Below are 23,914 nucleotides of genomic sequence, written 5' to 3'. Positions count from 1 at the left end.
GATTGAATTTAATGCAACGTTAATTCGTTGAGCCATTTGACCTTGTACTCGCAGGTGAGTTTGAAAAGATACTATAAAATTAGGAACAAATACCCAGGTACGTGACAGTTCAAAGGTGGGGTTTCGAGAATTAGTTAAAGTTATGAATTAAGAATCTCAATAACTTCAGCGTAGTTGTAAAAAACTAGTAAAAAAAGGTACTCCAAAAATCATTACCAATAGATAAGAATCCCTCAACAATTCGCAGGCATTGTCCTCTCTAGATTTCTTTTGCTAAATATTCAATATAATTTTTCAAAGTGAAGCCATGAGAATCATCATTATCTTTTACACAATCAATATCATCAATAAGGTCTAAATTATGTCCCGCCATAAGCTCCTTGACTCTTGCATTAAACCAGTCCTTAAGGGGTTTCTCTATTGCATCTTTTTGATGTTGAGACCAAAGGTAAGTATCAAAAGCTTTTACAGCATCTTCTCGGCTCCATTTAGGAAGACCCATAAAATGATTTTTAACGGGACAATCCTTCCTATTAATGAAGTGCTTTTTAGCAGTATTAGACATTCCTCTTATATACCGTTCACCTGCATGTGTATTTTTAACTAACAACTGACCTGCAGTATTTTCATCTTTGAGTTGAACCTCTCTCCTAAGATCCTTTTGACCTAAGACTTGTATTGGATCCATAACTAGTTCGCTTCTTTAGGATTACTGAATTTTGACCGAAAGTCATTGATTAAATTTTTCCAATAATTAATTACAGAATCAGGAATAGGTTTATTTAGGGGCATTTGATAAAGGGTTCTTCAACCATTATTTTTAGACATTATTCACTCTTAGACAGAATTTGTTTCACTTCCTCACCATGTACAAATTTAATTTCACCTGAATAAAAATTGCGATCTGAAAAAGTGTTGGGGAATCTGGGTCTTTTGCACCTCCAACAAATGAGAGAACTTTCGCAATCTCATATATTCCAACAAGAACATATCTCCAGGTTTAAATTTAGAAATTCCGGCTCATTCATCTTTATCCTTGTTCCCATTTCTAATTATTGGTTTTTTTGAAAAAAAGATCGTGACTAATCCGCCAAATAAAAATTCCTAATAAAACGAAGCCACCGCCACAAATATAGGTAAGTACGTTCGATTGTGTAGAGGAGGCGAGCATTGGAATCATTCTTTTTTAAATTTCCTTGAGATCAAGACAAAAGGAAGTGCCCCTAATAGAAGAACAATATGAATAATCAAGTGATAATTGATATCCATGCCTATTTAAGAAACGGAATAAATTTACTGAAGGTTGCAGGAAATGATCCAACGATCAGGGCCAATAGACCTAGAACAACAGCGAAAATCGCAGCGTCTACCAAAAGATCTTTCCAGTTGTAATTCATAAACCCATTATATTGTTTTACTGTTGTATTTTTAATGACTTAAAGACCAGTTGTGCCCACTAGGATGAATCTTAAATCACTTTCTAATCCTGCTCAATTCTGCTCCCTACAGCAATTGCTTAAAGCAAGAACCTATGATGATCCCCCATGCCCTCAATTGGGTAGTCGTTTTCAAACTGTTCAACAACTTTAGTTGGAACATTAAATTTACTAATTAAGCTAGAGATCTTTTTGTTAAGAAAACGGGAAATGAAAGGCATAAAACTACTCTAGTTGTGCACGTTATAACGACAAACAAGGCACTTTCAAGTCGTTAGTAGGGAAAAGAAGTTTTTTTAGATACAACAAAAAATAAGGCGTAAGGCACCTCAACCATCATTAGGCAATGGTCAATTTGTTAGACGGGTGTATAAAATCTGGCGAGCTTCGACACACTTACATAATTTATTCCTCTTTATCTGACAGTATTACTTACAGATTGATCGAATACTGGAGTTGAAGATAATTTTCATCTGATTGGAATCTGCTTTTCATTATCACCCAGTAAATTTCAATTGTAATTATGCTTCTGATAAATATGCTAAATTCTATTGCGAGACAGATGAACACTTAAATACATGTGATTACTAAATGGCCTATGACTTAAGTAATTGATAGCCTTTTACTAGATTATAAAGCCCCCAACCAAAAGCTCCAAGTACAAGACCATAAAAAACAAATGGAATAATTGGATTTTTATACAAAAAAGACCTAACCTTTTTTTGAATATTTTCTTTATCAAGCACGGGTAACTTTAACTCAACAGGTTTTTCTCTTGGTGGCAGTCCCAATTCTTTTCTTCTTTTAGCTTCTCCCATAAAAAAAGAGGATGTAATCCTCTAAAGATAAATCGAAGTTGGGCTTTGGCTTAAAAAGATTTAGACGGTTTAATAAAAAAATCATTTAATGAGGATGACTGAAAAACATACTCAAAAGAATTTGAGGCTGCCTAAGAATCCGTTTTAGATAGTGTGGATGGGATCAAAGAAGAGTTCAGTTGTCAAAAAATGTAATTGCAAAGATGATTAGAGAACTTGCTAAGAAAGTAGAAAGCGAAGAAGAATAAAAAATAGACTATAATTATTCAATCAAGTTATCGACTTAGCTCTGCTAGCAACTGCTAGCTCAGGTCTAAGAAGTAAAAGAGCCTCCCCTAAAAAGGAGCTTTTTTTTGGACTTTCGATACGGTTACTGATATGAGTTGAGGAGAATCTCTCTAACAGCCGCAACAGGAGCCAAGCTTATTTCTACATTATTCACATTTGTACATAGCTTAGGTATATATGGATCTTTAGATCCACCAATTTTTAAATAGCAAATTTGATACAGGCAAAATACATTATGTGAATACTGTCGAAGTAAAACGCATAGTTAATTCTAGAAAGGGATAATTAAATAAATTATGAACGAATGAAAACCGAATTTAATCATCAAGAAATTGCCAGAAAGTTAGCAAAGACAATGGCGGCAAAAGCTAATGAGACGGAACTTAGAAGGCTGTACGAAGAAACAATGTTTCAACAGTTCATCTCAATGGAAAAAAACGAATTATCTGAGCTTTTATGGCATGGATAATCAATCACAAACACTTAAGTTTTAGAATTTAAAAAAAAGAATTTTCACCTCCAAATCATGCAATTTCTTTTTGCTCTTACTCCTTCGGAAATGGGCATAAGCCCTCTGTTAATTACCATAATAATTTCGTTTAGTATTTTATTTATCGTGGCCTTTGGCATTAGCTCAAGGAATATGGATAGTGATGGAATTATGACTTGGATGATGAAAAAACCTAAAGACTGGATAGGTAATAAAAAACGTTAACCTACTCAATAGTTTTGTAAATGTAATTTATAAGTTAAATAAAGGAACTGTCAAAAAGACACCTCCAAGCAGGTGTCAAAAATCTATTATTGTCTGTCTATTTCTCTTTAATTCTCCTCGTTTCTTCTTCGAATCGACTCTCTTCCTGTGAGATGAACGTGTTGGCATTGTCTCCCTTCTATTCTTCGGAGGTGGCTTTAAAAGCTCCCGTAAAGTTGAAGCAAGTCTACTTAAAGCTAATTGTCTATTCTGATTCTGTGTTCTCTTATCTTGAACAGCTATACAAATACAGCCATTGATGAGCTTGACGTCATTCCTAACTGAAATCATATACTTCTGATATGGACTTAAAGCTTTTGAATAAGCTACGTTAAAGGAAATTTCAACTCGACTTTCTGTCTTATTGACGTTCTGTCCGCCTGCTCCTGATGATCTAGAAAATCTCCACTGTATTTCGTTGGCTGGTATTTCAAGGTTAGTCTTAATCCGTAGATTCATTTGTATCTTTATCCAGCTAATCGAAGTGAGCTCATTTCTAAAGGATTTTGCTTTTTTGGTTCTTTTCTCTCATTTGGAATTAAGAACACAAATGAATCCGTGTTAGCGAGCTCGGGACATTTTTTGTTAGGACCACACACAAATAAATATGTTTCACCATTAACACTTGCATCTGGAAGCTTAATACATATCGCGCCAAAATTCTTTTCAAGTAATGTCCACATTTTCTTTTTATCTATACATTCTTTAAAGGAATCATTGAGTTTGTTATCTCTACTAAGTCCTTTCATATTTAGAGTAAAATAACGATGAATAAAAATCTCCTTAGCATTACTCTCAGACTCCTTGCTAAGTATTCTTGCCATGTAATGGCAGTCATTTAATAAATATTCTTGACTATCTAATTTAGACAGGACCCATCCAATATCTTTTTCACTAACCTCTTGTTCACTAAGAACAAATTCGAAGGCTTGTTTTTGAGCAGGACCTCTCCCCATCTAAAAGGTTCCACAAATTTGTTATCGATTATGACATATTAAACTAATTTTTGTATCTATCCTATCTCCTGATTCTTTCCCAGCCATACAAAAACCAAACGACGAACCAACCATGAACAATGATATGAAACTGTCAATCAAGACAAATACATAGACTATTAGTGGGAATGAAATGACGCGTTTAATATTTAATCTTCTTCGATAGTTCAATATTTTCAGCTGAAACAATTTTGTCTACTTGTACCAAATAATCTCTTCAAACTCCATTCATTCATTCTTCAGATCAAAATTAAAATAAAGAATTAAAGATTTGGAAAAACAAAAAGCCCCTTCCGTAATGACAGAGAAGAGGCTTTTTTATTAGATTCAAAAGTTAGGTCTAAACAATTCCTGGAATGATCCAGCCTGTTATTCCGTAATTAATTACAGCTGCAAAGAAGCCCATCATCGCAAGACGGCCGTTCATTTGCTCGGCTGTTTTCCAGTAGTTAGTTTCCTTGTTCATTACACAACACCTGGAATGATTTGACCGGTTGTTAGGTATGCACCGATTAGTGCCCAGCATCCAACAAATGCTGCGTAGCCATTGAGTCTTTCAGCAATAACTAAGAGAACGAACGGAACTAATGTAATAACACCTCATAGAGAGGTTGTTAATCTTTTTCAAGGCATTAGCTTCTGCTCCCATTGCGGCGGTCGATTACATGTAGCTACTAAGGATAGGGAGATAAACAAAGAGAGATATGTTCAAAACTCACCAAAGATAAAGGCTGAATTCCAATATATTTTTTGCGATAATGCCAGCGAAAAAAAGAACAAAAAGAACAACAATAGATGTCCTGCTATCTATTCAGCTCCATACATTCAAAAACACAATGGTATAGATAATGAATTAAAAATTCTAAATAAGATTGCTACCTTCAGATGGGCTGATTTTTTTACTAATGAACGGCACGATGAAGAACTAAAACTATTAAAAGAGAAAAGGATGAGGTTACTAAATGAAAGGAATCAAATAGATGAAAAATTGAGTAAGTTAAAACGCTCTAGGGCAAGAGCTTGGGAGGAAGATGAAATAGTTGAAGAGGATTTGAAGAAATTAATAAAAGTTAGGGAAGAAGAATTTGAAACTGCTGAGACAAGTTATAAAAGGTCAATACTTGATATACAAAATCTTGAAAGGAAAAAGACTGGTCAGCAATTAGAAGTAGACATACAAAAAAGGGTTAAAACATTTATTAAAAAAGAAAGGTCTATACCAGCAAAAAGACGTGAATTTAATATATTTTTAAAAGATGCAGGAATTGCATTAGAAGCTGAAATATTGAAGAAAGAAAGTGTTGAGGTTGATCATTATAAGTTTGATATTGATGCCGCTACGGTTTACGGGGAGAATTATAAGTTTGGTATAGGTATTGGTATGTATGACCATAAAGGCAAATACAGAGGTTTAAACAACGTAGAGGATGATGCTGTTGCCTTTGGACTTGATCTAAATCAAATCAGAGTAGATGAGGCTAAGGCAGAAGAAAGCTATAAGAAGCAAAGCCTAGAAGTTGGTCGAGATGTCAGATTTCCTAGTAAAAAGAAAAGGGATACAAGTAAATGGAAAAAGTTAGAAATAAAGAAAAAGGCTCAGTAGTTATGAACATAAAGTCACTTGCTAAAAAAATAGAATATTTTGATAACTGCTATCGAAAAGGTGAGGCAAAAATATCTGATGCCGAGTATGACTCCTTATACAACGAACTTAAAAAAAGAAATCCTAATCATCCGATTTTTGGTAAATCAATGAAGCTGCTTAGTTTAGATAATTACTGCTTCAGCGAATGGTGGGCGGATAAAGCCAGAAATGAAACCATGATTGTTCAACCTAAATTCGATGGTTGTGCTTTGGGATTGAGATACCAATCTGGAACCTTAGTTGCAGACTTCACTAGGAGTGGAAAAGATGTTACTGAGGCAGCTAGAACTGTTTGCAATCTTCCTGTAGAACTTCCAGAAGATGGCATTGCAGTTTCAGAAGAACCACTTGAAATAAGAGGCGAACTTTATGCATCAAATCTTTCTAGAACTAAATCTCAAGCCCTAGCAGCTGGACACCTAAGAAGGAAAAATCCAACTGGGGCTGGACTTAGCTTTGTTGCTTATGAAATTCTTGGAAGTACTGCAGATGAAATTGAAGATATTAAACGCTTAGAAAGTTGGTTCTTTGAAATTCCTCCAACTAATAGAACAGCCGATCCAAAGCAAGTGACGCGATGGCACAAAGAATGGATAGCTGGAGAATTATTTGAAAATCTTACTACCGATGGAATAGTCGTAAAAGTTGCGTCTGGAGCAACTAAACAAAAACTTGGTGTTACTTCAAAATGTCCGAATTGGGCGCTAGCGATGAAGGATTAATTAGGCATAATTCAAATATGAATAAACTTATTCAGAACCAATCGTTATCTCTACGTAATCGATTTTAATTACAGCCTGTTGATGATTTTAATCTTTCTTTTGAAATCAATAAGTTACTAATAACTAAAACATCTAGACCACTCGTAAAGAAAGTCCTAATAGCATCTATCTCAGTCTCAACATTTGGCTCTCCATTTAGATTAAATGAGGTATTAATTAGGATTGGGATAGCTTTATGTTTGTCCATATATTTCAATATCGAAGGCAAAAGGTCATCATTATTATCATCAATTGTTTGAAGTCTTGCACTATCATCAAAATGAGTAATAGCAGGTAGCTTATCCTTAAATATTTCTTTTACATAGACAACTTTTTCCATTGCTGAGCATGAATAATCCTTAGAGACATCAAAATACTTAGAAGCTTGACTTCTTAAGCATACTGGTGCAAAAGGTCTGTAATCCTCTCTATATTTTATTTTATTGTTAATTAATTCTTTGTTCTCAGCTCTTGTTGCAAGACAAATAATGCTTCTTGCTCCTAGTGCACGTTCTCCAAACTCAGATTTTCCAGTGCAAATAGCTATTACTTTATTGTCTAAAAGGTATTTAAATATATCTTGAACCAAGCTGGCTTTATTTTCATAGGATTTGTAGGGAATTTGAAATTTGTCAATTATTTCTGAGGGTTTTTGAGAAAGAGATTTACCAGTAAATAAAGCTTGTGAACTAAGAACTTTTCTTTTCCCGCCAAGGATCTGATGGTATGTGTACATTGCAGAACCAATGGAGTTTCCCAGGTCTGCAGGAGACTGAGAGATAAATACATTTTCATATAGAGAAGATCTTTCTAACTCACCATTAAATACACAATTCATAAAGAAACCTCCAGATAGACAAATATTTTCTCTCTTTGAATTATTTTTCTTCGAAACTTTAGTAAGAGCTCGTAATGTATAATCTGCCGAAAATTTTTGCATAGCTGTCGCAACATTAACTTGCCAGTCTCGAATATCTGAGGAATTCCTATTGATTAAATTTGTAGGAGTTTCTAATTTTTCTCTTAAAAGTTGAGTGGTTAAATATTTTTCTCTAGGCTGGTCAGTATTAAAGTACTCGTTCTTTAAAAAAGGAGCAATGCCTTTTTCAAGTGTACTTTCCTCAAAAACTTTAATATATTCTTTCACTTTTTGTTCATCAGATTTAGCTGCACTTAAAGCCATCACCTTCCATTCGTCAGAGTCACTTTTATATCCTAATAATTGAGTAATAGCTGCATAAAAGGCTCCAGTAGAGGAAGGTTGCTTAGAAATATATTCCTTATTGATATTGGTTTGATCAAAAGATCCAAACATACCCGTTTCTCTTTCACCCATGAAGTCTAGAGTGAGGAAATCACCTTTTGTAAAAGGGGATTGAAATATAGAATTACTAGCATGAGCTAAATGATGTCTAATAAAATAAATATCAGGAATAGTTTGCCCAGATGTCCTAATCATGGACCAATCCATATCATCCTCTAGACAATTTTCTTTTGACATAAATGCTTCAATTAATTTATAGAAGTACAGTTCTCGAGGTCTGTGGTGTAAAACACCATTTATTTTTGTTGCTTCCACAATTGGATTCCAACCAACAGCTATTGCATCAATTTCACAGAAATCAATGCCAAGATTAGATAAGCCAGCATTTATTGATCTAAAAGGAAATGACTTATCTCTTTTTATACGGCTAAATCTTTCCTCACACATAGCAAAAAGCACTTCTCCATTTCTAATAAATGCAGCTGAAGAATTAATTTCGAATGCATTTAGTCCAAGAATTAACAATTTAAAAGAAAATAGAAACCTAGGTATACTATCTTTTTAGAGATATAGATATATAGATATATAGATATTAAGTCATTAAAGTTAATTGTATTAAATGGTACCGAGGAAAACCGTTATGAGTATTAAGTAGTAGCGTTATCTTTTATAAAACCTCTACTTCCGTCCGCAAAAGTATCACTACTTAAATAGCTAATTGGGAATGCATCTTTTAATTTATTCATTAGCTTTGTCTAATAGATAATGATGCTCTTCTTACTTTTTGCCCTTCCTCTTTTCTCGAGCAAGAGCATCATTTTCAAGCGTTGTATTTATCAACCCTTGGTAGTCTCCGCCCGCGGAGGCGAGACCAAACATCACAACAAAACTTAACCCAGCAATAATCGTCACAATCCATGTACCTGTCCCCATATTTAGAGGGATTGCAAATAAAGGGGAAGGCATTAGAAATTAATAACTAAAAAGATCCTAGACATTTCTCCTCAGCGTTTCATCGTTATTTATTCGACCTTCGTATTGCTATTGGCATAAGTGAAGTTATTCCATAGATTTTTCGATTATTCTTTTGCCACATCCATAACTTAGATCAAATTAATGTTTTAATATTCCATGATGTTTGATCAATAACCTTATCTTTGATTTCTTTTCTATTTGAAAATGTTGCCCATTCAAATTCTTCAACGATGAGAAATAAAAAAATAAAGGCCAAAACAAAGTTAATAACAATAAATCTAATTGCTTCTACTAAAGTTTTAAGATCAAAAATACGTCTGTCGCTATAGCTATATGTCGTTGCAAAAGTCATCCTTTAAAAACCTTCAAGAGTTATTTAAAAGAATAAGAAATTCTTCTAACAAGTCAATAGAAGGCAACCCAAGGCATGCCTCTGAAATTTCTAAGTAGCAATTAGCTTTGTAGAGAATCGAAGAGGTTCTCCAAGAATAGATCAAAGATCTAAAAATAATTAGTCCAAATCTGATGGAAGAAGTTTCCTCTCTTTACGTTCTATAAGAGTTGCTTCAGTAGCACCAATCCAAGCTTTGCGAAAAGCTTCACTTCTTTCTTTCGCTCCAAAATAATCAGTAGCTACTTCGCAATCAGTAAGTTTGGTCATCATGCTTAAGTTTGAATGAGCGACGATTTCGTTATAAACCGAATGCGAATGTGGTGCTTGGGACATCTATTTCATCGACAGTACACCAAATATAGCGGCCCCAATTGAAAATGCTATTTAGCTTTACATGGGGAATGCAAGCAACTAAAAGATATTAAAGAATCTCTGAGTGGTTTTGAAGGTGGAAAGGTTTTTGATTTCTAAATTAGTTAGTTGCATAAAAAACGATTAATTCAAATTGCTCTTAAGTTCAATATTCTTCTAAAGGAATTATTTGATGTAATGTTTAGAGATATTGCAGATGCATTTTATGAATAACAAAAAACGAAACTAGTTGTGATTGTTGTTAATTAATTAACTTCTCTTCAACACAAAGCTCTTAATTGAAAATGTTTTAGAGGTAGCTTTCGTGGAGATTTATTGAAGAAAACTAATTTACTAATGACTAATACAGGCGAATCAATTGTTATCTCTCTAGGGAATGAACCTGCAGAGGTCCTTGGTTTCAAAACAGAAGAACAAATAGAAACAGCCTTAATCCCATTAATGGCAGAGGTTTTTAACAATGAGACCCTTACTGTTAATTGAACCAATTCATGAAGAATAAAACGAAACTAAATCATTTTATAAATTATCCAAGGTCTTGATATAGACACAAAGAGTATTAACTCCAATTTCAAGATCAAGATTTATGGCTACTGAATAAGTATTAGATAATTTCTTACCCGAATGAATACTGATAAGCAGTTGAAAGACATATTGAACATGTCAGTAAAGAATGCAGTTTCAAGAATGAAAACCTTAAGATGTCCTGCTGATCGTCGCTGTTTATTCCATGAATACAAAGAATGGCTAGGAGAAAGTATTAATGATGAAGTTTTAGCAATTCCTACAGAGATAATATAAAACGAACTAGATAAATAAAGTCAACTCAAAAGGAGTCAACAATACAGTAGAGTCAAGCCATAACAAGATTAGGCTTTGATTTGCCATTAAAAAATAAAAGCAAGGGAATAGTTCCATGGGATTATCAAATTGATGATGAAAACTATCAAGAAGAGCCTTGGATTCTAAAGAAAGGAACGGAATATGTAACTATTGAAAAAGACAACGAAAATAAAGGTTTTTTCCAGCTTCAAAAGGATGTAGAGAAACGTCTATCTCTTAGCGCTTCGCAAGCTAAATTGACATATCATCAACTAATTGAGTTTGGATATAAGCTACGAAAACCTAAGATTGAAATTACAAGTAAAGATTAATATTACTAATTCAACTAAAAGTATTAATTGTTATTTGGAATTTAAGATGACTTGGTAGGGTCGATGTCAAACCAATGATCATCTATTTCGAATAGCATATACAAATGACAGAAGACTGGAATACAACTGATGAGCTAAAGAAAGACATTATTACAGCCGTTTATAAGGACATAAATGATCAAATAGAAGAAATGGTTGAGGATCTTGGTTGTCCTCGAAGTTTTGCAGAAGGATTATTGAAATCTATTGCAGACAACTTTAAAGATGGAACGACAGTCGATCAGACTGAATCTGCCTATTCTTCTCGTCATGCTTCAACACCAGAGCATGAGAGAGGTGCACAAGAAATAGTAATCAAGAACGAGAGAGAACTTAGGAAAGCCTCCTCTGAGTTGATGAAAGATTTCAATAAAAAGATTGAGGTTATTGAAAACAACGATACACAAAGTTCTTTATATTCCTCTCGACATCTCTCCACTAAAAACGAAGAAAAAGGAGCTGAAGCAATCGTTATTAAGAATGAAGAAAAAATTAGGGAAGAGATGAAAAAGGAGAAATCGTAAAAAAGAAATAGCAATAGTGTTATAGCTCTATTTTCTAATGATGTTTCTACTTTGTAATGCTATGCAGCTTCAGTAACTCTTGATTCGTTGCGCTTTTGGTCTAAATAAATTACAGAATTAGCGACAGGAAATAATTTCTTTTCTAAGTGAGCTATTGCAATTCTTTTTGTTTCTGTCATTTCTTCTGTATAGAACTTCAAAGGCTGAGAAACATACTGATTGTCTCCACTCATTAAAAAATCACCAAAACATCTCTCTCTTATATAAGCGTATTAATAATTTGATTGCATTTATTACTACACAATCAAATTAACTATTCAAAATCAATTTCCACTTCTTCTTTCATATCCCTATCTAGGTCGGGAAGATTTGGCTCTATCCAATGAGATTTATTATCAACACCAGCCGCAGTTGCATAATTCATAATATGCTGATCAACTTGTTTATAAATGTCATGTAGATTTAAGTCCTTACTAACACCATGTGCTATCTCCGAAACTTGTTGTTCTGTTAAGCAATGATCAGGATGAAGTAAATCACAGCAAGGAATTCTTTTTTCTATCAACTCATTTATGTTGATTTTAATTTCGTAATCTGGATGGACAGTCATGGTATGGAAGAACTTTTTTACTACTAGTAGTCCAATTTCAGGATTTTATTCAATTTTATCGTTGATCCCAAACAGCATCAAATTGATTCGCAATTATTTTTAAATCTGATTTGGGATAGGCCTGACATAAAAGAACATAACCTTCATCTTGCAATTCACTCTTCAACCCCATTGCTTCCATATCAACAGAACCTTCTTTGAGAAAGGCAGCACAGGTGCAACACATGCCTACGAGGCAAGAACTTGGTAACTCAACATTTGCATCTGCAGCCGCCTCTAGTACGGTCTGGTCTGACTTGCAGCTAAAACTTTTTTGAACTTGATCAATCTCGATATCTATCTTGAATAAGAGATCAGACATTTGAGCAAGACCAAACTAGTTTTATTGTCGCCTATTTGTTACATGAAAATAAAACTTTTTATACGAAACTAATCTTGTCTTTTTAATGTTCAGCTGGAAAAAAAGAAATAGCTCTATCACTAGCAATTTAATACTCAGAATGGACCTAAGAGGAACCCTTATGTCTTCCCATCAAAAAAGACAAGATGGAAAACTGTCTCTGACTGATAGGGATAACAGGAGCCGAGCTTGCGACCTAGTGCTCCCCAAGCCCAAGGGCTTCTAAAGTAATAATCGTAATATTCCATTAAAAAAAGTATATTTGCAGTCAATCACACTCCTTTAGACGGACTAAGAATGACCACTAAAGATTAATTTTACCCCCAGTGGGGGGGGGTAAAATAGGAAGATAGAGACATGGTGCTCCCTAATTGGCTAAAACAGCCGATCAACCAAGTTGGATAAAAGAATTTAGGAAAGCAGTTAAAGCTTCTACTCCTAAAGGGTGGCTAGTCATGCAAGGGAAGAAAGAAACGACAAGAGTTCAAATTCGAAAGAGTGGGAAAAAATTGGTGACATAACAATTCCATATAAATGGGAGGAAAAATTCTGGCCTAATGCATTAAAAAGGATTAGGGCAGAAGCAAAAGCTTATGAAGAGTCGGGGCAAAAATTAGAGGTAAGGGCTTGCTTTAATATTGCTCAAAAACATACAAGCGAAAATGAAATTGACTGGGAAAAATCAATCGAGGCTTATAGGGAATTTAAAAAAGATCGTGTAAAAGATTCGACTTGGCGTAGCAAATATCACCCAGTCTTTAAGAACGTAATCAATGCCACTAGAAAAAGTTCCAAAGCACCTTTAAATGGTGAAGAACTATGCAAGGTTGCTTTAAAACAATGGCAACAAGGAACACCAATAAGAAGACACATGCGTCTAGCCCTTTTTGGGTTTCTTCGGTTTTGTGTTCAGGAACAGCAGTTCGAGTCCACGTGGTTACCCCCAGACGTAACAGATAAAGATTTAGTTACTACTAAAAAAAGATTGGTTATCCATTAACTGATTCACAAATTCTTCAATTATTAGATTCATTCCCAATAGATAAAATTGGCAACAAATGGAGATTTGCTTTTCAATGTATAGCTGTTTATGGCCTAAGACCTGAGGACCTCCGAACTATCCTCACCCGCAATGGTGGTCAAGAGATTTGGACTAATTTCGAAAAATCAAAAGGTGGTAAGAAAGGAGAAAAGAGCGAGGCTAGACGTTTATATCCGTTGCTGGTCCATGACATTGATGGCCCCATTAACTGGCATCTAAAAGAACAGTTAGCTATTTGCGAAAAAGAAGATTTGAACCTACTTCCCCCACTTGGTAAAGAGGGTAATGCTGGCGATGCCTGCAGAACTTATTAAATCGCAGAAAAGTTTGGGAGTTAATCAGGAAAGAAGTTTCAATAGAAGAACAAGAATTAACTGCTTATTCATTCAGGCATCGTTATGCCTATTACGGTCACAATCGACCTAAAGCAGATGGAAGTTATAGAGCTCCAAAACAAATTGCTGATGCAATGGGTCACACATTAGATACTCATCTTTTGATCTATTCCAGATTTCAGACGAAAGATCTAGCCACTGCTTTTGACGAAACCTCACTCCTAGTAAAAGGAACATTTTGATTCATAAGAAAAATTTATTCCACGGTTAGCCCTACCCCGATCTAATCACAGAAAAAGAAGGCAGCTTTTAATCTAAATGCAAGAGTGATTCTTGTCTGCGTTTCACTTTAAAACATTCTCTCCACTAATTAGAAATGACTGCTGCAAGTTATAAATCTACTGCTTTAAAAGTTTTGGTTCTTTGGAATCTGCCCGCATTGCTTTTACTTGCTGGTGCTTTTCAAGTTGGTTCATCTGTAATCGTATAAAAGATTATGAAATCATTTTTTAAAAATATTCCGAACAAAATGGTTTAGATCAGCGCCAGTTGTTGCAACAATTTTTAAGTCCATCACAGCTACCAATATCACTGTTTTTAATTACTTTTTTCCTGATCTTTAATTCCATCCAATGTCGTAAAAGTGAATAAACTTATACAGTTTTTTTTGATTTCAAAGATAACAATATTCACAGCCATTGCTTATTCAGGAGTGATGGCTTAGTCAAAAGCATCGAAGCTCGTCCACAAATACTGAGTTAATTATAGAAAAACGTCTACTAATATCTTTTGTCAAAAGAGACATAGTATTCTTACAAAAGTTTAGTTCTAAGTGATTCTTCTGTTGATTCTCTTTCTTAAAGACTTTAATTGAACGTTGAATCTTATTTGTTTTATATGATCAAGCTTTTCAGCCATATCTACAGGCATTGTTCGAGCGGCTTTAACCAACGCGAAAGCGTACCTATGTGTATCTTTAGGAAAAGAATCCATAGTCGAAGCAAGGACTTATAACCTCACACAAGCGAAAACGATAACCATTTGTCCATAGGAAAATAAAATTTGAGTATTAGTGCTGAGAGCTACTAAAGAGAGTTTGAGCCTTTAATAGAGAAAATTTGGCCCATTAAGGAACATGACCAGAAAAGAGTTCATGGATAAATTCTTTGATCTTTGTAAGGACGCTCAAAAAGAAATTCCACCAAATGTGATTGCAGAAATTCTCAGAGATTATGCAGATAGGTTGGATTAGATGAAAAAACTCTTTGCTTTTGTTCTTAGTCTGCTTTTGTTTATCTGTCCTTTTGCAGTTCAAGCAGAACAAATAGCTGATGCACATACACCTCAACCAATATCGGAAGACGCACTCAATTACTTACTGAGTGAGGACATGTATCAAGGTACTCTTAGTTGGCAAGGAAACAAAACTTCTACCAAATTTAATTACGACATGAAAAAAGAAAATAAATAAATGGCAATATTCGCAGTTTTAGTTCTCATTGGATTTGCCCTGTCTTGCTACTTCCGAAGCTGGGAAGTTTTTAATCACCTGCTTGGATATGGATTAATTTTTGCCTCAATACCATTAGGTCTAAAATTCGCATCTGTGGCAGGGTTAAACCCAATAGCATTTTTCTTTATTTACTTATCTGTCTTTTGGATTGTCTATTATTTTATTTATCTAAGGAAGCGTTAAATATCCAAAATTATCTCAAAAAAATAAAAGGGGCTAAGTGCTGGAATGTTCAATCTTTACCCTTCAAAGAAACTTCCTCACACAGTTTTAGTTAACCCCCATAACAAGAGGGTTTTCTTTTGCCTAATATTGTTCTTAATCATATAGCTGCAATGATTGATTTAATTGGGAGTTTTATAATTGCTGCTGACGCATGGACTGGGAATATTCAAAACGAGATGGATGCTAGATATGTAGAACAGTCATCTCTGACTAATCTTTTTACAGAACATAAGTTTTGGGGTTGGGCTGGACTCCTTTTAATCTTCGTAGCGATTGCCGCAATATTTTATTTTCAATTTCAAGCTTGGGAACAAGAAGATCAAGAACAAGAAGAACTTACTCCGAAACAAAAGGAGTTTGTCGAGTTTCTTGAGAAGGCTTCCAATCAATCAAAAAATGACGAATGAGAGAAGATCCTCCATTTTTAATTGGATTTTCTGGTAATGAAAATAGTGATTTCTACAAATAACCAGTCCAAGGTGAGTATCCAGTTTAGTAATTAAAAATACTTCCCTTGTGCTATGGATTTAGTTAGAAAGTATTTATGAATGACCCTCTATTTTTAAAAGTTAGACCTGGAGACACTGTTCTCTATGAAAATGATCAGATAGGAAAAATTCTTACTTTTATTGGTGGCTCAAGAGATCCCGACGCACCGACTCTCTTCCAAATCGCAAATGTAGATTCCGGAGAAATTCGCTGGATTCATGGAGAGGAAGTTACCAAGATAGTTAGCGAATATCGGACAATCATAAAAAAGCCTTCTTCTTTTTACGAGCAAATACAACAGCAGCAACAGCAATAAAAAAACCGCCTAAAAAAAGGCATTAATGCCGATAGCTTCGAAAGAGAGTTTGGGTTTTTAATAGACAAAATCGCCTATTATGGGGATGAAGAAACTCTTATTGTTTGTTCTTGGTCTTCTATTATTTATCAGTCCTTTAGCAGTACAAGCAGAAGAGTTTGAGATAATGCCCCAAGAAGAAATATCTGAAGCCCCTGCCCTTGAGCCAATAACGGAACAGCAATTAAACGATTTATTTGGAGAGGAAATGTATATAGGAGAAACTGATTGGCGTGGCAACAAGCTTTCAACTAAAAGGGATTACAGCAACAAAAAGAAAAAAAGATAGTTTTAGGTGAGGCTCAAAATGTACAAATTGGAGGACCTTACGAGTCAGACTTTTCTAGGTTTAAGATTAAAGTTGTTATTTGATTAAGGATAGTTTTACGGATGACTTTCTAAGAAACCGTACTTAATTTTATTTCAATTGTTCTGGTTGGCTTGTTGATTTAAGTAGACGTTCGCTTCATCTTTCTGGAGTGCATTATATGGAAGTAGGGAACGGGATTTCCAGTAATTAATCAAGTTCATGAACAACCTAGTACTAACTAAAAAAAAGAGTCTTAAAAGCTGAAAGACTACACAGAGCTCAACTTGCAACATTTAAGAAAAGAGTATTTACTTTTAACAAACCTTCAGTTTTTGAAGAAAGACAAAACCAAGCTTGCGAAGAAGTTGCAGCAATGGATTCTTGATTAAGAATTGAATTGAGTGCTGATTCCTATTGAAAGCATTGGGACTGACTTAAGTCAGCCATTTTTTTATTTCCTGTCGAATAACTAGGAGATAGTACTTGAGTAAAAGCCGAGGTGTTTAAATCAAAAGGAATCAAGTAGAACATAGTAATCCGAACAGGAGGTTTATGAAGCTAAGAACTCCATTTTCTGTCATCAAAAATGCGTTGAGTGATATTCGAGTCATGCATGATTTCAATTATGAAATTCCTGTTGAAACCAGAGAGGAGTTTTGGAAAGAAGAATGTGAAATCCACCCAACTTCGTCAACATGCAAAGTTTATGACGACTAATAAAACAAAGATTTAATGGATCCGTTAGATCCTGCCCTTCAAAGTACAGCCGTATCAGGAGTTAAGCCTTTATTAACTCTGGCAATTTTTGCTGGAGTAGGCTCTTTTTTTCTTGGAGCACTTGTTACTGCTATTAGAAGAGGAATGAAAGAAGACGGTTGGTTCAAATTCAGAAAAGAAGAAAAAGAGCAAGACTAAGCAATTCCTTTTTTAATTCTCTAATCTGAACAAGACAAATTGGAGTCGATACAGATATATATGAAATTCTTTGATGAGTTCGAAATTATTGTTGGGATCATTCCAACTTGATTGGCTTAGCAGTTTTTTGTGGGGTGATTATTTATTTTGATAAAACTAGAAAAGCAAAAGTAATACGTGGAGAAAAAGTCCCCCCTCATCAATAAAATGATTCTCTTTGCTAAAGCTCAAATCATTGGTGGAATCGTTCCGAATCTGATTGCTTTTGTTTTGTTCCTTGGAGCAATTGGATATTTTGCTCTAACTGGAAAAATGGCTGAGATGTTCGGCTGGAAAAACAAGAATTAACAGGTACAGAAGTTATGACTGGGCCTGGTGCAAGATTTCAAAACCTATTGGGTAATCTTTACTACTATTAGTCGATCTTCTATGGCCTAGAAAGTTTATGGATAGCCTTATCAGACTTTTTTAAAATTTTTAGAGCCTCTTTTCTTGAAGTACAAGCATCTGCTTTAGCTTGAAGTTTTAAAAGTTTGGCGTGTTGTTTCTCTAAGTTCATCCAACATTGGATAAAAACGAAGAAAACAAACTAACAGCTTTAGGCCCTAACCGAGGAAAGCTGACTCCTAAGGTTCTCTAATTTGTATATTTTGAGCTTTGCAATAGAAAACCCTCTTTTTTAAGAGAGGGCTAACTAACTTTAATAGTTACTCAAAGCTCCACATAGGAGTCTCGAAGTGAATTGGTTAAGCCAGGTATGTAGGAAATGCAAGGCTTAGATTTGTTTATCAAAGAAGGCGGAAGACTACCTTTAATAAGTTTGCGAGCAAAGGGACAGGATTTCACCGACTGTCCCCTTCTCTAACCAGAGCTTGATCCGCAACATAGCCTTTGACTTAGTTACTCGCTACTGTGTGCAGATAGTTTAAAAGTAATTCTATAAAACTGATGTTCGGTTGAGGTAGTGCTTTCCTGTCTATTTTTCTTTATCTTGTCGTAGTTAAATTTTGTCAAAGCTTTTTTGCCTTACCAACTAAGACTGCCTTAATACATTCCCTCACCTCGTAATTATTTAATTGCCTCTTCCAGCATTGGATCAGATGAAAGTGGTTCAGCTATTTCGTTTGCTTGATGCAATAGGACAGAAAAAAATAAGACCAAGAACAAAATAATAGAGTTTTTTCATTGCTTTTTGAGACCGTAGATATGAATGAGAAATTTTATGTTCTTTCAATTGGTGCCATTGTTAATCCTTTACTGACAAGTTGCTGATGATATAGCTCTGCCTGCTCAAGGGGGCCTCTCCATACTTCCGCCGAACCTTCCTTATCCACTTCGACGGCAAGCTCCCATGATCTTTTTTCACTCATTCCTGGGATGATTGTCACAAGACAATTTGCCACATGTTCAAACGAATTAAAATTGTCATCAAGAACTATGATCCTTGCGTCTGGATACTTTTTTTTAGTTGTCTTTGGATCTAAGACTGTAGAAGTTGAATCAGTAATTTGATCCATAAAGATGGGGGTCAATGCTCCCAAGATAAATCGACTGTCAACCGAGATATAACTCTACCAATCGGGATACTCCCCTTGGACTGGTTCCTCGTAAAAATCACCTTTTTTGATACCAGCAAAATATTCAATTAAAAACTCTGGCTGGTTGGCTTGGTCTTCCAACTTAAGAGTCAGTTTCTTTTACTTGCTCAGTTTTTGTTTCTTGGTTTGTTTTGTCTTTTGAATAAGAACAGCCACCTTCACCCCAACCCCATGAAAGGGATGGACTTCCAATAACTGAAACAGCAAAAACTAATGAAATAACCTTTTTCACTTTGAACTTAAAAGATGGTTCCATATCTTAAGAGCATTTTACTAAGTCCGTTAATTCCAGTTGTTTCAACTACTCTTTAATCTCAATCCTGGCACTTGTCTGACACAAACAGCTGTCAGCCTTGAAATAAAAAAGCAACGGCTGGGAACCGCTGCTATTACGGATCGGGGCGAAAGGATTCGAACCTGCGACCTAGTGCTCCCAAAGCACTTTTTTGCTCCTTTGAGACACTTGATCAACAGCCATACCAATTGATATGACAGGGTCTGTCTTTTTCTGTCTGGTCCAATTATGCTGTATTTGTTGGCTATTTGTTGGCTCTTTTGAGTAAAGATTGGGAACCGATTGCAAGAAAACAAATCAAGGGACTGAGTCCTGAAAGTGGTCTGACGACAAATAAATCCAAGCGTGGAATGGTCGAATTACGTAGAAGAAGACCAGGACATAAACCTGAGTCCGTCATCCTGCCTTTCAAATGGGAAGAAGAAAAATGGGGTGATGCTTATTCAAGAGTAAGAAATATATTTGTTTTCCTCAAAAAAGGTCACTCTCTCAAAGCCGCAGCAGAAATGGCCGCGGGCAAAGCACCAAGAAAACCAAAAGATTGGAGGAATATCTTAGAGAGCTTTAAAGATCAAAAGATTAATTTTGGAACTGCCATCAGTGAAGCAACATTCATCAAGCAATATCAACCACCGTGCCAAATGGTGGTTGAAGTGATGAGCAAAAAAAATCCACCAAACAATCCAAGAGATCTCATCGATATTTGCGTCAAAGATTGGAAGCCTGAAAGTGTCTCTAGGAAACAAAGAACAAGAGCCATCAAGCAATTCTTAGATCATGCCGTCAATCGAGAAGGCATTGCCGACGTATGGACACCTCCAACTGATTTAAAGCAACACATTGGCAAAGCCAAGCCAAAAGATATTGTCAATCAAAAAGCTGCAGCATTTGAAAGTGATGCGCAAATCTTAGATTTCCTAGAAACATTGCCGACTGATAGTCCCTATCAAAAAGATTCAGAGGCAGCGACCAATTGGTTTAATTGTTTTTGCCTAATGGCAGAACTTGGTCTTAGACCCATCGAAGTCAATTACTTACAAGCATTATTTGATCCAATTTCTAAAGAACATTATTGGCATTGCACCTACATCAAGAAAGCCGGCAATGGAGCAACCGAACCAAGACGAATCGAACCGCTACCTTTGATTGATCGAGATAGAAAGGAAATTCAATGGAATCTTCTTGAAAGGTTTAGAAGTAATCTTTTACCCCTACCCGAAAAGGTTGATGGTGAAGCTGCTGGTACTTATTTAAAACGTAGACAAAGCTGGAAAGATCTAAAAGCTTTAATGCAAAAAACACAAGGTGCCAATATCACCTGTTATTCATTTCGGCATTATTATGCGCTGCGTTGTCACCTCAAATTAATTGATTCTGGTAGTGCATCACTAAGCATGGGTCATTCAATTGAAGCTCATCATAGAAATTATCCGTTTTCTAAAAAGTCAACTACAACGAACGCTTTTAAGGTCGCAAGAGAAAGGGCAATAGCATGAACATCACAAAAATGTCTGAATCAGAGAACAGATATTGGGTTACTCGAAAGCCAACGATCTGTCCTAGTTGCGGAGAGAAAGCAGTAAAGAAATCAATTTATGGCTATCCATCCGAGGAGGATTTTCGCAACAAAGAAATACATTGCGTTGGATGTATTCCTGATATTCCTTGGCCTCGAAAATGGGGTTGTAATTCTTGTGATGCTGCTTTTTGGAAAGACGACCCCAAGACAAGAGAACGCTTCAAAAGGTTTGAAGAGGCATAATAGAAAAATGACGGAAGGAATTGTCTACGTTTTAACTAATCCAGCCATGCCAAAAATGGTAAAAATTGGCAGAACAGGCAGAGAGATTGGTGCTCGATTATCTGACTTATATACAACTGGTGTTCCACTTCCTTTTGAGTGTGAATATGCAGCAAGAGTCAAAGACCAAAACGAAGTTGAATCTGCTTTTCATTTAGCATTTGGGCCTTATCGAGTTAATCCAAGAAGGGAATTTTTCAATATTGAGCCTGAGCAAGCAATTACCCTATTGCGGTTGATGGCTATCGAAGATGTTACTCCTGTTATTCAAGAAGAAGCAGAAAAAGTTGATACTGAGGCCAATGCAGCAACAGAAAAATTTAAAAGGACACAACGTCCTCAAATGAACCTTTGGACTATGGGATTAATGGGAGAAGAAATTCTTTTTAAAGATGGTATTACTACAGCAAAAATTGCTTACGACGGATGGATAGAGCCAGTGGGATATAAGCCAGAAGACGGGAAAGTTTCTTTAACTCGATACACAAAAGAATTACTAGGAACTGAGGACCGCAAAACTCGAAGGCCTGCTCCATACTGGACATATAAAGGTGAAAGGTTGAGTGATTTATACGAGGAATGGGCTGAGGCTGGTTTTCCTGACAGATCAAACAAGTAATCAGTTATGACAACAAAAATCCTTTATGTAGATATGGATAACGTTCTAGTTGATTTCCCTTCTGGAATCGTAAGGACCTCCAAAGAAAAACAAATCGAATACGAAGGCAGGTTAGATGAGGTGCCTGGGATTTTTGCTCTTATGGATCCTTTAAAAGGAGCAATAGAAGCATATAAAAACCTTTCCAACAAATACGATACTTATATCCTTTCAACTGCTCCTTGGAAGAACTCAAGCGGATGGAGTGATAAAAATGAATGGGTAAAAAAATATCTTGGAGATGTTGCACATAAAAGACTTATTTTGAGTCATCACAAAAATCTAAATATGGGTGATTACTTAATTGATGATCGAACAGCCAATGGAGCAAATCTTTTCAAGGGGGAGCATATTCACTTTGGATCTGAAGATTTTCCAGATTGGGAAAGTGTCTGTAAGTACTTGCTATAACTTATATAATAATTATTGGAATCAAATAACTTTAGATAGATTTGCCTCTAATTAAAGACAAAATCTGAAGAAAGTAGAAATATCTAGCCAAAAGTTGACAAGTCTTATACCATTATCAACAACAAGCAAGGTTGTGCTGCGCTTGCTATTGGATTAAACCACTGAATCTGTTAAAGGGGTTACGCCCCGAATCTTTATGAGAGCAGATTGGTAGCTGTGCTGGTGGGTGTCTCCATGTATTGCTTTATATCCTTGTGGGATTAAGAGCCTAAACAAAATTCCAACTAATTTTTACAAATACAATGCACCAACCCAGATTGGTGTGTCAACGTGATGCTGCCTTAGCGTTGAGCACTAGTGAAAGAACACTCGCACGCCTGCGTGCAAATGGGATCTTGCCTATTGGCATTTGCTGGCAAAGAAAGAATCCCACAAATAAAAATAGTCATTGTCTCTACAACTTGGAAGCATGCTTGGATGTCCTTAGCGGACAAGCAAAAGCAGCTGAAATGGAAACAGACCTTCTCGCAAAGTCTGAGAAGAAGGAGGTCACAGAAGAATGAAAACTTATTCTCATGATGACTACCAAATTGAACCTGCCGTACTAGGGGGGGTGGATGTAGGAAAAATAGATTGGGTTATCAGAGACTTCCTTGCGAGAGGAGCATTTGTGCTTCTTGCCGCTGAAATGGGCAGCGGCAAAAGCTCTCTTATCTATAGAGCAGCTGAAGCCATTTTTAAAGGATCACTTTTCTTAGATCAACTACAGACAAAGAAAGGGAAAGTTCTAGTAATACAAGGAGATGAGCCTCCTGCAGATGCAATAAAGAAATTTCGTCGAATGGGATTAGAAACACAATTTGAGATTTGTTATGCCAATCCACCACTTGATGTGAATTGGCTCGAAAATCAAATCAAATCAAAGGTTTACATAGCAATCCTGATTGATTCGATTACAAGTCTCTTTGCTACAAACTCGCTTGATGTTAATGATCTCGGATTCCCTAGAAAGCTTTACCGAATTGGCAAAGCATTTGCAGAGGCAAATGTTGCAGGATTAATAACATCACATCTCAACAAGCCACATGAAAATAAAATAAGAGATCGAGTTATTAAACACGACATACAAGGTGTTTCAACAATAGGGGCAGCGGTTAGTGATATTTGGGGAATGTGGAAAGTCACAAAGCCTCAATGGCCAGATCAATACAACTTGAGCTGTTTAGGTAAACGTAATTGCAAAGAAGGAACACTCTTAAAACTACAGGGAAATATAGAAGACTTTTATTGGTCTTTAAAAGAAGTAGGTAGTGGTTTAAAACCACAAGAACGTCTATCTCTTGAAGATAAAATAACCACTCTTTTTATTCAGTTTCCTGATCCACTCCCTATTGATGAAATAGCAATAAAAATCGGTACTTCATATGAGTGTGCAAGACATCGATCCATTGAAATGTTCGAAGTCGGTTTACTTAGCAGAACACCCATAAAGACTGGGAACAAAGGAAGACCTAAGTTTTTATATGGACCTCCATAAT

Annotated in this window: 40 protein-coding genes; 22 read left to right on the top strand and 18 right to left on the bottom strand. The window is 35.6% G+C overall.

The annotated features are described in order from the left end of the window. Window positions 1–259 precede the first annotated feature (259 nt). The 3 genes from SIB75_RS04750 to SIB75_RS04740 all read right to left on the bottom strand — a co-directional run bounded on the left by SIB75_RS04750 (window position 260) and on the right by SIB75_RS04740 (window position 2,254). Window positions 260–688, bottom strand: coding sequence for a hypothetical protein (locus SIB75_RS04750; protein WP_413684419.1), 429 nt, complete (start codon window positions 686–688; stop codon window positions 260–262). A 583-nt stretch (window positions 689–1,271) separates the two neighbouring features. After that, window positions 1,272–1,397: a hypothetical protein gene (locus SIB75_RS04745; RefSeq protein WP_413684417.1), complete on the bottom strand. Its 126-nt coding sequence runs from the start codon at window positions 1,395–1,397 to the stop codon at window positions 1,272–1,274. A gap of 635 nt (window positions 1,398–2,032) precedes the next feature. Further along, window positions 2,033–2,254 carry a DUF2839 domain-containing protein gene (locus tag SIB75_RS04740; RefSeq protein ID WP_413390870.1) on the bottom strand — a complete coding sequence of 74 codons (222 nt, stop codon included), beginning with the start codon at window positions 2,252–2,254 and terminating at the stop codon, window positions 2,033–2,035. A gap of 592 nt (window positions 2,255–2,846) precedes the next feature. On the opposite strand from SIB75_RS04740, the gene SIB75_RS04735 reads away from it, so the two are divergent. Then, entirely contained in the window at window positions 2,847–3,011 is a 165-nt protein-coding gene (locus SIB75_RS04735) for a hypothetical protein (RefSeq protein WP_413684416.1), read from the top strand. 321 nt (window positions 3,012–3,332) lie between these two features. On the opposite strand, the gene arfB is transcribed toward SIB75_RS04735, so the two are convergent. The 4 genes from arfB to SIB75_RS04715 all read right to left on the bottom strand — a co-directional run bounded on the left by arfB (window position 3,333) and on the right by SIB75_RS04715 (window position 4,885). Beyond that, a complete protein-coding gene (gene arfB / locus SIB75_RS04730; RefSeq protein WP_413684414.1) occupies window positions 3,333–3,755 on the bottom strand; it encodes an alternative ribosome rescue aminoacyl-tRNA hydrolase ArfB in 423 nt (140 codons plus the stop codon). An 8-nt stretch (window positions 3,756–3,763) separates the two neighbouring features. After that, window positions 3,764–4,252 (bottom strand): hypothetical protein, encoded by a 489-nt coding sequence (locus SIB75_RS04725; RefSeq protein WP_413684412.1) that lies wholly within the window; start codon window positions 4,250–4,252, stop codon window positions 3,764–3,766. A 379-nt stretch (window positions 4,253–4,631) separates the two neighbouring features. Further along, entirely contained in the window at window positions 4,632–4,757 is a 126-nt protein-coding gene (locus SIB75_RS04720) for a chlorophyll a/b-binding protein (RefSeq protein ID WP_011294605.1), read from the bottom strand. Beyond that, window positions 4,757–4,885: a high light inducible protein gene (locus tag SIB75_RS04715; RefSeq protein ID WP_413684795.1), complete on the bottom strand. Its 129-nt coding sequence runs from the start codon at window positions 4,883–4,885 to the stop codon at window positions 4,757–4,759. Before SIB75_RS04715 ends, SIB75_RS04720 begins: the two co-directional genes overlap by 1 nt. On the opposite strand from SIB75_RS04715, the gene SIB75_RS04710 reads away from it, so the two are divergent. Next, the gene (locus SIB75_RS04710; RefSeq protein WP_413684411.1) at window positions 4,839–5,894 is read left to right on the top strand and encodes a hypothetical protein; all 1,056 of its coding nucleotides are present in this window, start codon (window positions 4,839–4,841) and stop codon (window positions 5,892–5,894) included. The genes SIB75_RS04715 and SIB75_RS04710 overlap by 47 nt on opposite strands. Continuing rightward, on the top strand, window positions 5,858–6,658 hold the full coding sequence (locus tag SIB75_RS04705) for an NAD-dependent DNA ligase (RefSeq protein ID WP_413684409.1): 801 nt from the start codon (window positions 5,858–5,860) through the stop codon (window positions 6,656–6,658). The genes SIB75_RS04710 and SIB75_RS04705 overlap by 37 nt, the downstream gene beginning before the upstream one ends. 64 nt (window positions 6,659–6,722) lie before the next feature. Here the strand turns inward: SIB75_RS04705 and SIB75_RS04700 are convergent, their stop codons facing one another. The 4 genes from SIB75_RS04700 to SIB75_RS04685 all read right to left on the bottom strand — a co-directional run bounded on the left by SIB75_RS04700 (window position 6,723) and on the right by SIB75_RS04685 (window position 9,663). Beyond that, window positions 6,723–8,486, bottom strand: a complete 1,764-nt coding sequence (locus SIB75_RS04700; protein WP_413684407.1) for a carbamoyltransferase C-terminal domain-containing protein — start codon at window positions 8,484–8,486, stop codon at window positions 6,723–6,725. A gap of 252 nt (window positions 8,487–8,738) precedes the next feature. After that, on the bottom strand, window positions 8,739–8,927 hold the full coding sequence (locus SIB75_RS04695) for a hypothetical protein (protein ID WP_413390984.1): 189 nt from the start codon (window positions 8,925–8,927) through the stop codon (window positions 8,739–8,741). 142 nt (window positions 8,928–9,069) lie between these two features. Next, on the bottom strand, window positions 9,070–9,288 hold the full coding sequence (locus tag SIB75_RS04690; RefSeq protein ID WP_413684406.1) for a hypothetical protein: 219 nt from the start codon (window positions 9,286–9,288) through the stop codon (window positions 9,070–9,072). A 159-nt stretch (window positions 9,289–9,447) separates the two neighbouring features. Beyond that, a complete protein-coding gene (locus SIB75_RS04685; RefSeq protein ID WP_413684404.1) occupies window positions 9,448–9,663 on the bottom strand; it encodes a hypothetical protein in 216 nt (71 codons plus the stop codon). Between the two features lie 375 nt (window positions 9,664–10,038). Between SIB75_RS04685 and SIB75_RS04680 the strand changes: the two genes are divergently transcribed. The 4 genes from SIB75_RS04680 to SIB75_RS04665 all read left to right on the top strand — a co-directional run bounded on the left by SIB75_RS04680 (window position 10,039) and on the right by SIB75_RS04665 (window position 11,419). Next, complete coding sequence (locus tag SIB75_RS04680; protein WP_413684403.1) at window positions 10,039–10,185, top strand: hypothetical protein; 147 nt, start codon at window positions 10,039–10,041, stop codon at window positions 10,183–10,185. 141 nt (window positions 10,186–10,326) lie between these two features. Then, window positions 10,327–10,503, top strand: coding sequence for a hypothetical protein (locus SIB75_RS04675; RefSeq protein WP_413684401.1), 177 nt, complete (start codon window positions 10,327–10,329; stop codon window positions 10,501–10,503). A gap of 80 nt (window positions 10,504–10,583) precedes the next feature. Continuing rightward, complete coding sequence (locus SIB75_RS04670; protein ID WP_413684399.1) at window positions 10,584–10,856, top strand: cytochrome oxidase; 273 nt, start codon at window positions 10,584–10,586, stop codon at window positions 10,854–10,856. 104 nt (window positions 10,857–10,960) lie between these two features. Continuing rightward, a complete protein-coding gene (locus SIB75_RS04665) occupies window positions 10,961–11,419 on the top strand; it encodes a hypothetical protein (RefSeq protein WP_413684397.1) in 459 nt (152 codons plus the stop codon). A 59-nt stretch (window positions 11,420–11,478) separates the two neighbouring features. Here SIB75_RS04665 and SIB75_RS04660 read toward each other — a convergent pair whose 3' ends face one another. The 3 genes from SIB75_RS04660 to SIB75_RS04650 all read right to left on the bottom strand — a co-directional run bounded on the left by SIB75_RS04660 (window position 11,479) and on the right by SIB75_RS04650 (window position 12,390). Next, window positions 11,479–11,652, bottom strand: coding sequence for a hypothetical protein (locus SIB75_RS04660; protein ID WP_413684395.1), 174 nt, complete (start codon window positions 11,650–11,652; stop codon window positions 11,479–11,481). Between the two features lie 80 nt (window positions 11,653–11,732). Further along, complete coding sequence (locus SIB75_RS04655) at window positions 11,733–12,029, bottom strand: hypothetical protein (protein WP_269606068.1); 297 nt, start codon at window positions 12,027–12,029, stop codon at window positions 11,733–11,735. Between the two features lie 55 nt (window positions 12,030–12,084). Further along, window positions 12,085–12,390, bottom strand: coding sequence for a 2Fe-2S iron-sulfur cluster-binding protein (locus SIB75_RS04650; protein WP_413684393.1), 306 nt, complete (start codon window positions 12,388–12,390; stop codon window positions 12,085–12,087). Between the two features lie 484 nt (window positions 12,391–12,874). On the opposite strand from SIB75_RS04650, the gene SIB75_RS04645 reads away from it, so the two are divergent. Both SIB75_RS04645 and SIB75_RS04640 read left to right on the top strand, forming a co-directional pair. Next, window positions 12,875–13,429 (top strand): hypothetical protein, encoded by a 555-nt coding sequence (locus SIB75_RS04645; protein ID WP_413684392.1) that lies wholly within the window; start codon window positions 12,875–12,877, stop codon window positions 13,427–13,429. An 892-nt stretch (window positions 13,430–14,321) separates the two neighbouring features. Continuing rightward, window positions 14,322–14,429, top strand: coding sequence for a Photosystem I reaction center subunit IX (locus SIB75_RS04640; protein ID WP_413684794.1), 108 nt, complete (start codon window positions 14,322–14,324; stop codon window positions 14,427–14,429). A gap of 205 nt (window positions 14,430–14,634) precedes the next feature. On the opposite strand, the gene SIB75_RS04635 is transcribed toward SIB75_RS04640, so the two are convergent. Continuing rightward, window positions 14,635–14,799, bottom strand: coding sequence for a hypothetical protein (locus SIB75_RS04635; RefSeq protein ID WP_413684390.1), 165 nt, complete (start codon window positions 14,797–14,799; stop codon window positions 14,635–14,637). 259 nt (window positions 14,800–15,058) lie between these two features. Here SIB75_RS04635 and SIB75_RS04630 point away from each other — a divergent pair, with 259 nt between their 5' ends. The 7 genes from SIB75_RS04630 (at window position 15,059) to SIB75_RS04600 (ending at window position 17,961) form a co-directional block, all read left to right on the top strand. Continuing rightward, entirely contained in the window at window positions 15,059–15,277 is a 219-nt protein-coding gene (locus SIB75_RS04630; protein WP_413390962.1) for a hypothetical protein, read from the top strand. A gap of 344 nt (window positions 15,278–15,621) precedes the next feature. After that, on the top strand, window positions 15,622–15,951 hold the full coding sequence (locus SIB75_RS04625) for a hypothetical protein (protein ID WP_413390958.1): 330 nt from the start codon (window positions 15,622–15,624) through the stop codon (window positions 15,949–15,951). Window positions 15,952–16,088: 137 nt separating this feature from the next. Next, a complete protein-coding gene (locus SIB75_RS04620; RefSeq protein WP_413684389.1) occupies window positions 16,089–16,349 on the top strand; it encodes a DUF3104 domain-containing protein in 261 nt (86 codons plus the stop codon). A gap of 85 nt (window positions 16,350–16,434) precedes the next feature. After that, window positions 16,435–16,677: a hypothetical protein gene (locus tag SIB75_RS04615; RefSeq protein ID WP_413684388.1), complete on the top strand. Its 243-nt coding sequence runs from the start codon at window positions 16,435–16,437 to the stop codon at window positions 16,675–16,677. A gap of 573 nt (window positions 16,678–17,250) precedes the next feature. Then, the gene (locus tag SIB75_RS04610) at window positions 17,251–17,415 is read left to right on the top strand and encodes a hypothetical protein (RefSeq protein ID WP_413684386.1); all 165 of its coding nucleotides are present in this window, start codon (window positions 17,251–17,253) and stop codon (window positions 17,413–17,415) included. A 15-nt stretch (window positions 17,416–17,430) separates the two neighbouring features. Next, complete coding sequence (locus tag SIB75_RS04605; protein WP_413684384.1) at window positions 17,431–17,613, top strand: hypothetical protein; 183 nt, start codon at window positions 17,431–17,433, stop codon at window positions 17,611–17,613. Between the two features lie 207 nt (window positions 17,614–17,820). After that, window positions 17,821–17,961 (top strand): hypothetical protein, encoded by a 141-nt coding sequence (locus SIB75_RS04600; RefSeq protein WP_413684382.1) that lies wholly within the window; start codon window positions 17,821–17,823, stop codon window positions 17,959–17,961. Between the two features lie 79 nt (window positions 17,962–18,040). On the opposite strand, the gene SIB75_RS04595 is transcribed toward SIB75_RS04600, so the two are convergent. The 3 genes from SIB75_RS04595 to SIB75_RS04585 form a co-directional block, all read right to left on the bottom strand. Next, window positions 18,041–18,172 carry a hypothetical protein gene (locus tag SIB75_RS04595; RefSeq protein ID WP_257473377.1) on the bottom strand — a complete coding sequence of 44 codons (132 nt, stop codon included), beginning with the start codon at window positions 18,170–18,172 and terminating at the stop codon, window positions 18,041–18,043. Between the two features lie 661 nt (window positions 18,173–18,833). Continuing rightward, window positions 18,834–19,130 (bottom strand): ATP-dependent Clp protease adapter ClpS, encoded by a 297-nt coding sequence (gene clpS, locus SIB75_RS04590; RefSeq protein ID WP_413684380.1) that lies wholly within the window; start codon window positions 19,128–19,130, stop codon window positions 18,834–18,836. A gap of 163 nt (window positions 19,131–19,293) precedes the next feature. Further along, window positions 19,294–19,467 (bottom strand): hypothetical protein, encoded by a 174-nt coding sequence (locus tag SIB75_RS04585; RefSeq protein WP_413684378.1) that lies wholly within the window; start codon window positions 19,465–19,467, stop codon window positions 19,294–19,296. Window positions 19,468–19,757: 290 nt separating this feature from the next. Here SIB75_RS04585 and SIB75_RS04580 point away from each other — a divergent pair, with 290 nt between their 5' ends. From SIB75_RS04580 to SIB75_RS04555, 6 genes are all read left to right on the top strand, one after another. Next, window positions 19,758–21,002, top strand: coding sequence for a site-specific integrase (locus SIB75_RS04580; protein WP_413684376.1), 1,245 nt, complete (start codon window positions 19,758–19,760; stop codon window positions 21,000–21,002). Further along, the gene (locus SIB75_RS04575) at window positions 20,999–21,268 is read left to right on the top strand and encodes a hypothetical protein (protein ID WP_413684374.1); all 270 of its coding nucleotides are present in this window, start codon (window positions 20,999–21,001) and stop codon (window positions 21,266–21,268) included. The genes SIB75_RS04580 and SIB75_RS04575 overlap by 4 nt, the downstream gene beginning before the upstream one ends. A gap of 7 nt (window positions 21,269–21,275) precedes the next feature. After that, a complete protein-coding gene (locus SIB75_RS04570; protein WP_413684372.1) occupies window positions 21,276–21,926 on the top strand; it encodes a GIY-YIG nuclease family protein in 651 nt (216 codons plus the stop codon). Between the two features lie 6 nt (window positions 21,927–21,932). Next, entirely contained in the window at window positions 21,933–22,376 is a 444-nt protein-coding gene (locus SIB75_RS04565) for a 5' nucleotidase, NT5C type (RefSeq protein WP_413684370.1), read from the top strand. Window positions 22,377–22,696: 320 nt separating this feature from the next. Continuing rightward, window positions 22,697–22,939 carry a hypothetical protein gene (locus SIB75_RS04560; RefSeq protein WP_413684368.1) on the top strand — a complete coding sequence of 81 codons (243 nt, stop codon included), beginning with the start codon at window positions 22,697–22,699 and terminating at the stop codon, window positions 22,937–22,939. Beyond that, entirely contained in the window at window positions 22,936–23,913 is a 978-nt protein-coding gene (locus tag SIB75_RS04555) for an AAA family ATPase (RefSeq protein WP_413684367.1), read from the top strand. The genes SIB75_RS04560 and SIB75_RS04555 overlap by 4 nt, the downstream gene beginning before the upstream one ends. Window position 23,914 lies beyond the last annotated feature (1 nt).

This window comes from Prochlorococcus sp. MIT 1011, from assembly GCF_047305235.1.
GTDB lineage: Bacteria > Cyanobacteriota > Cyanobacteriia > PCC-6307 > Cyanobiaceae > Prochlorococcus_B.
This window is presented reverse-complemented; position numbering and strand designations above follow the sequence as displayed.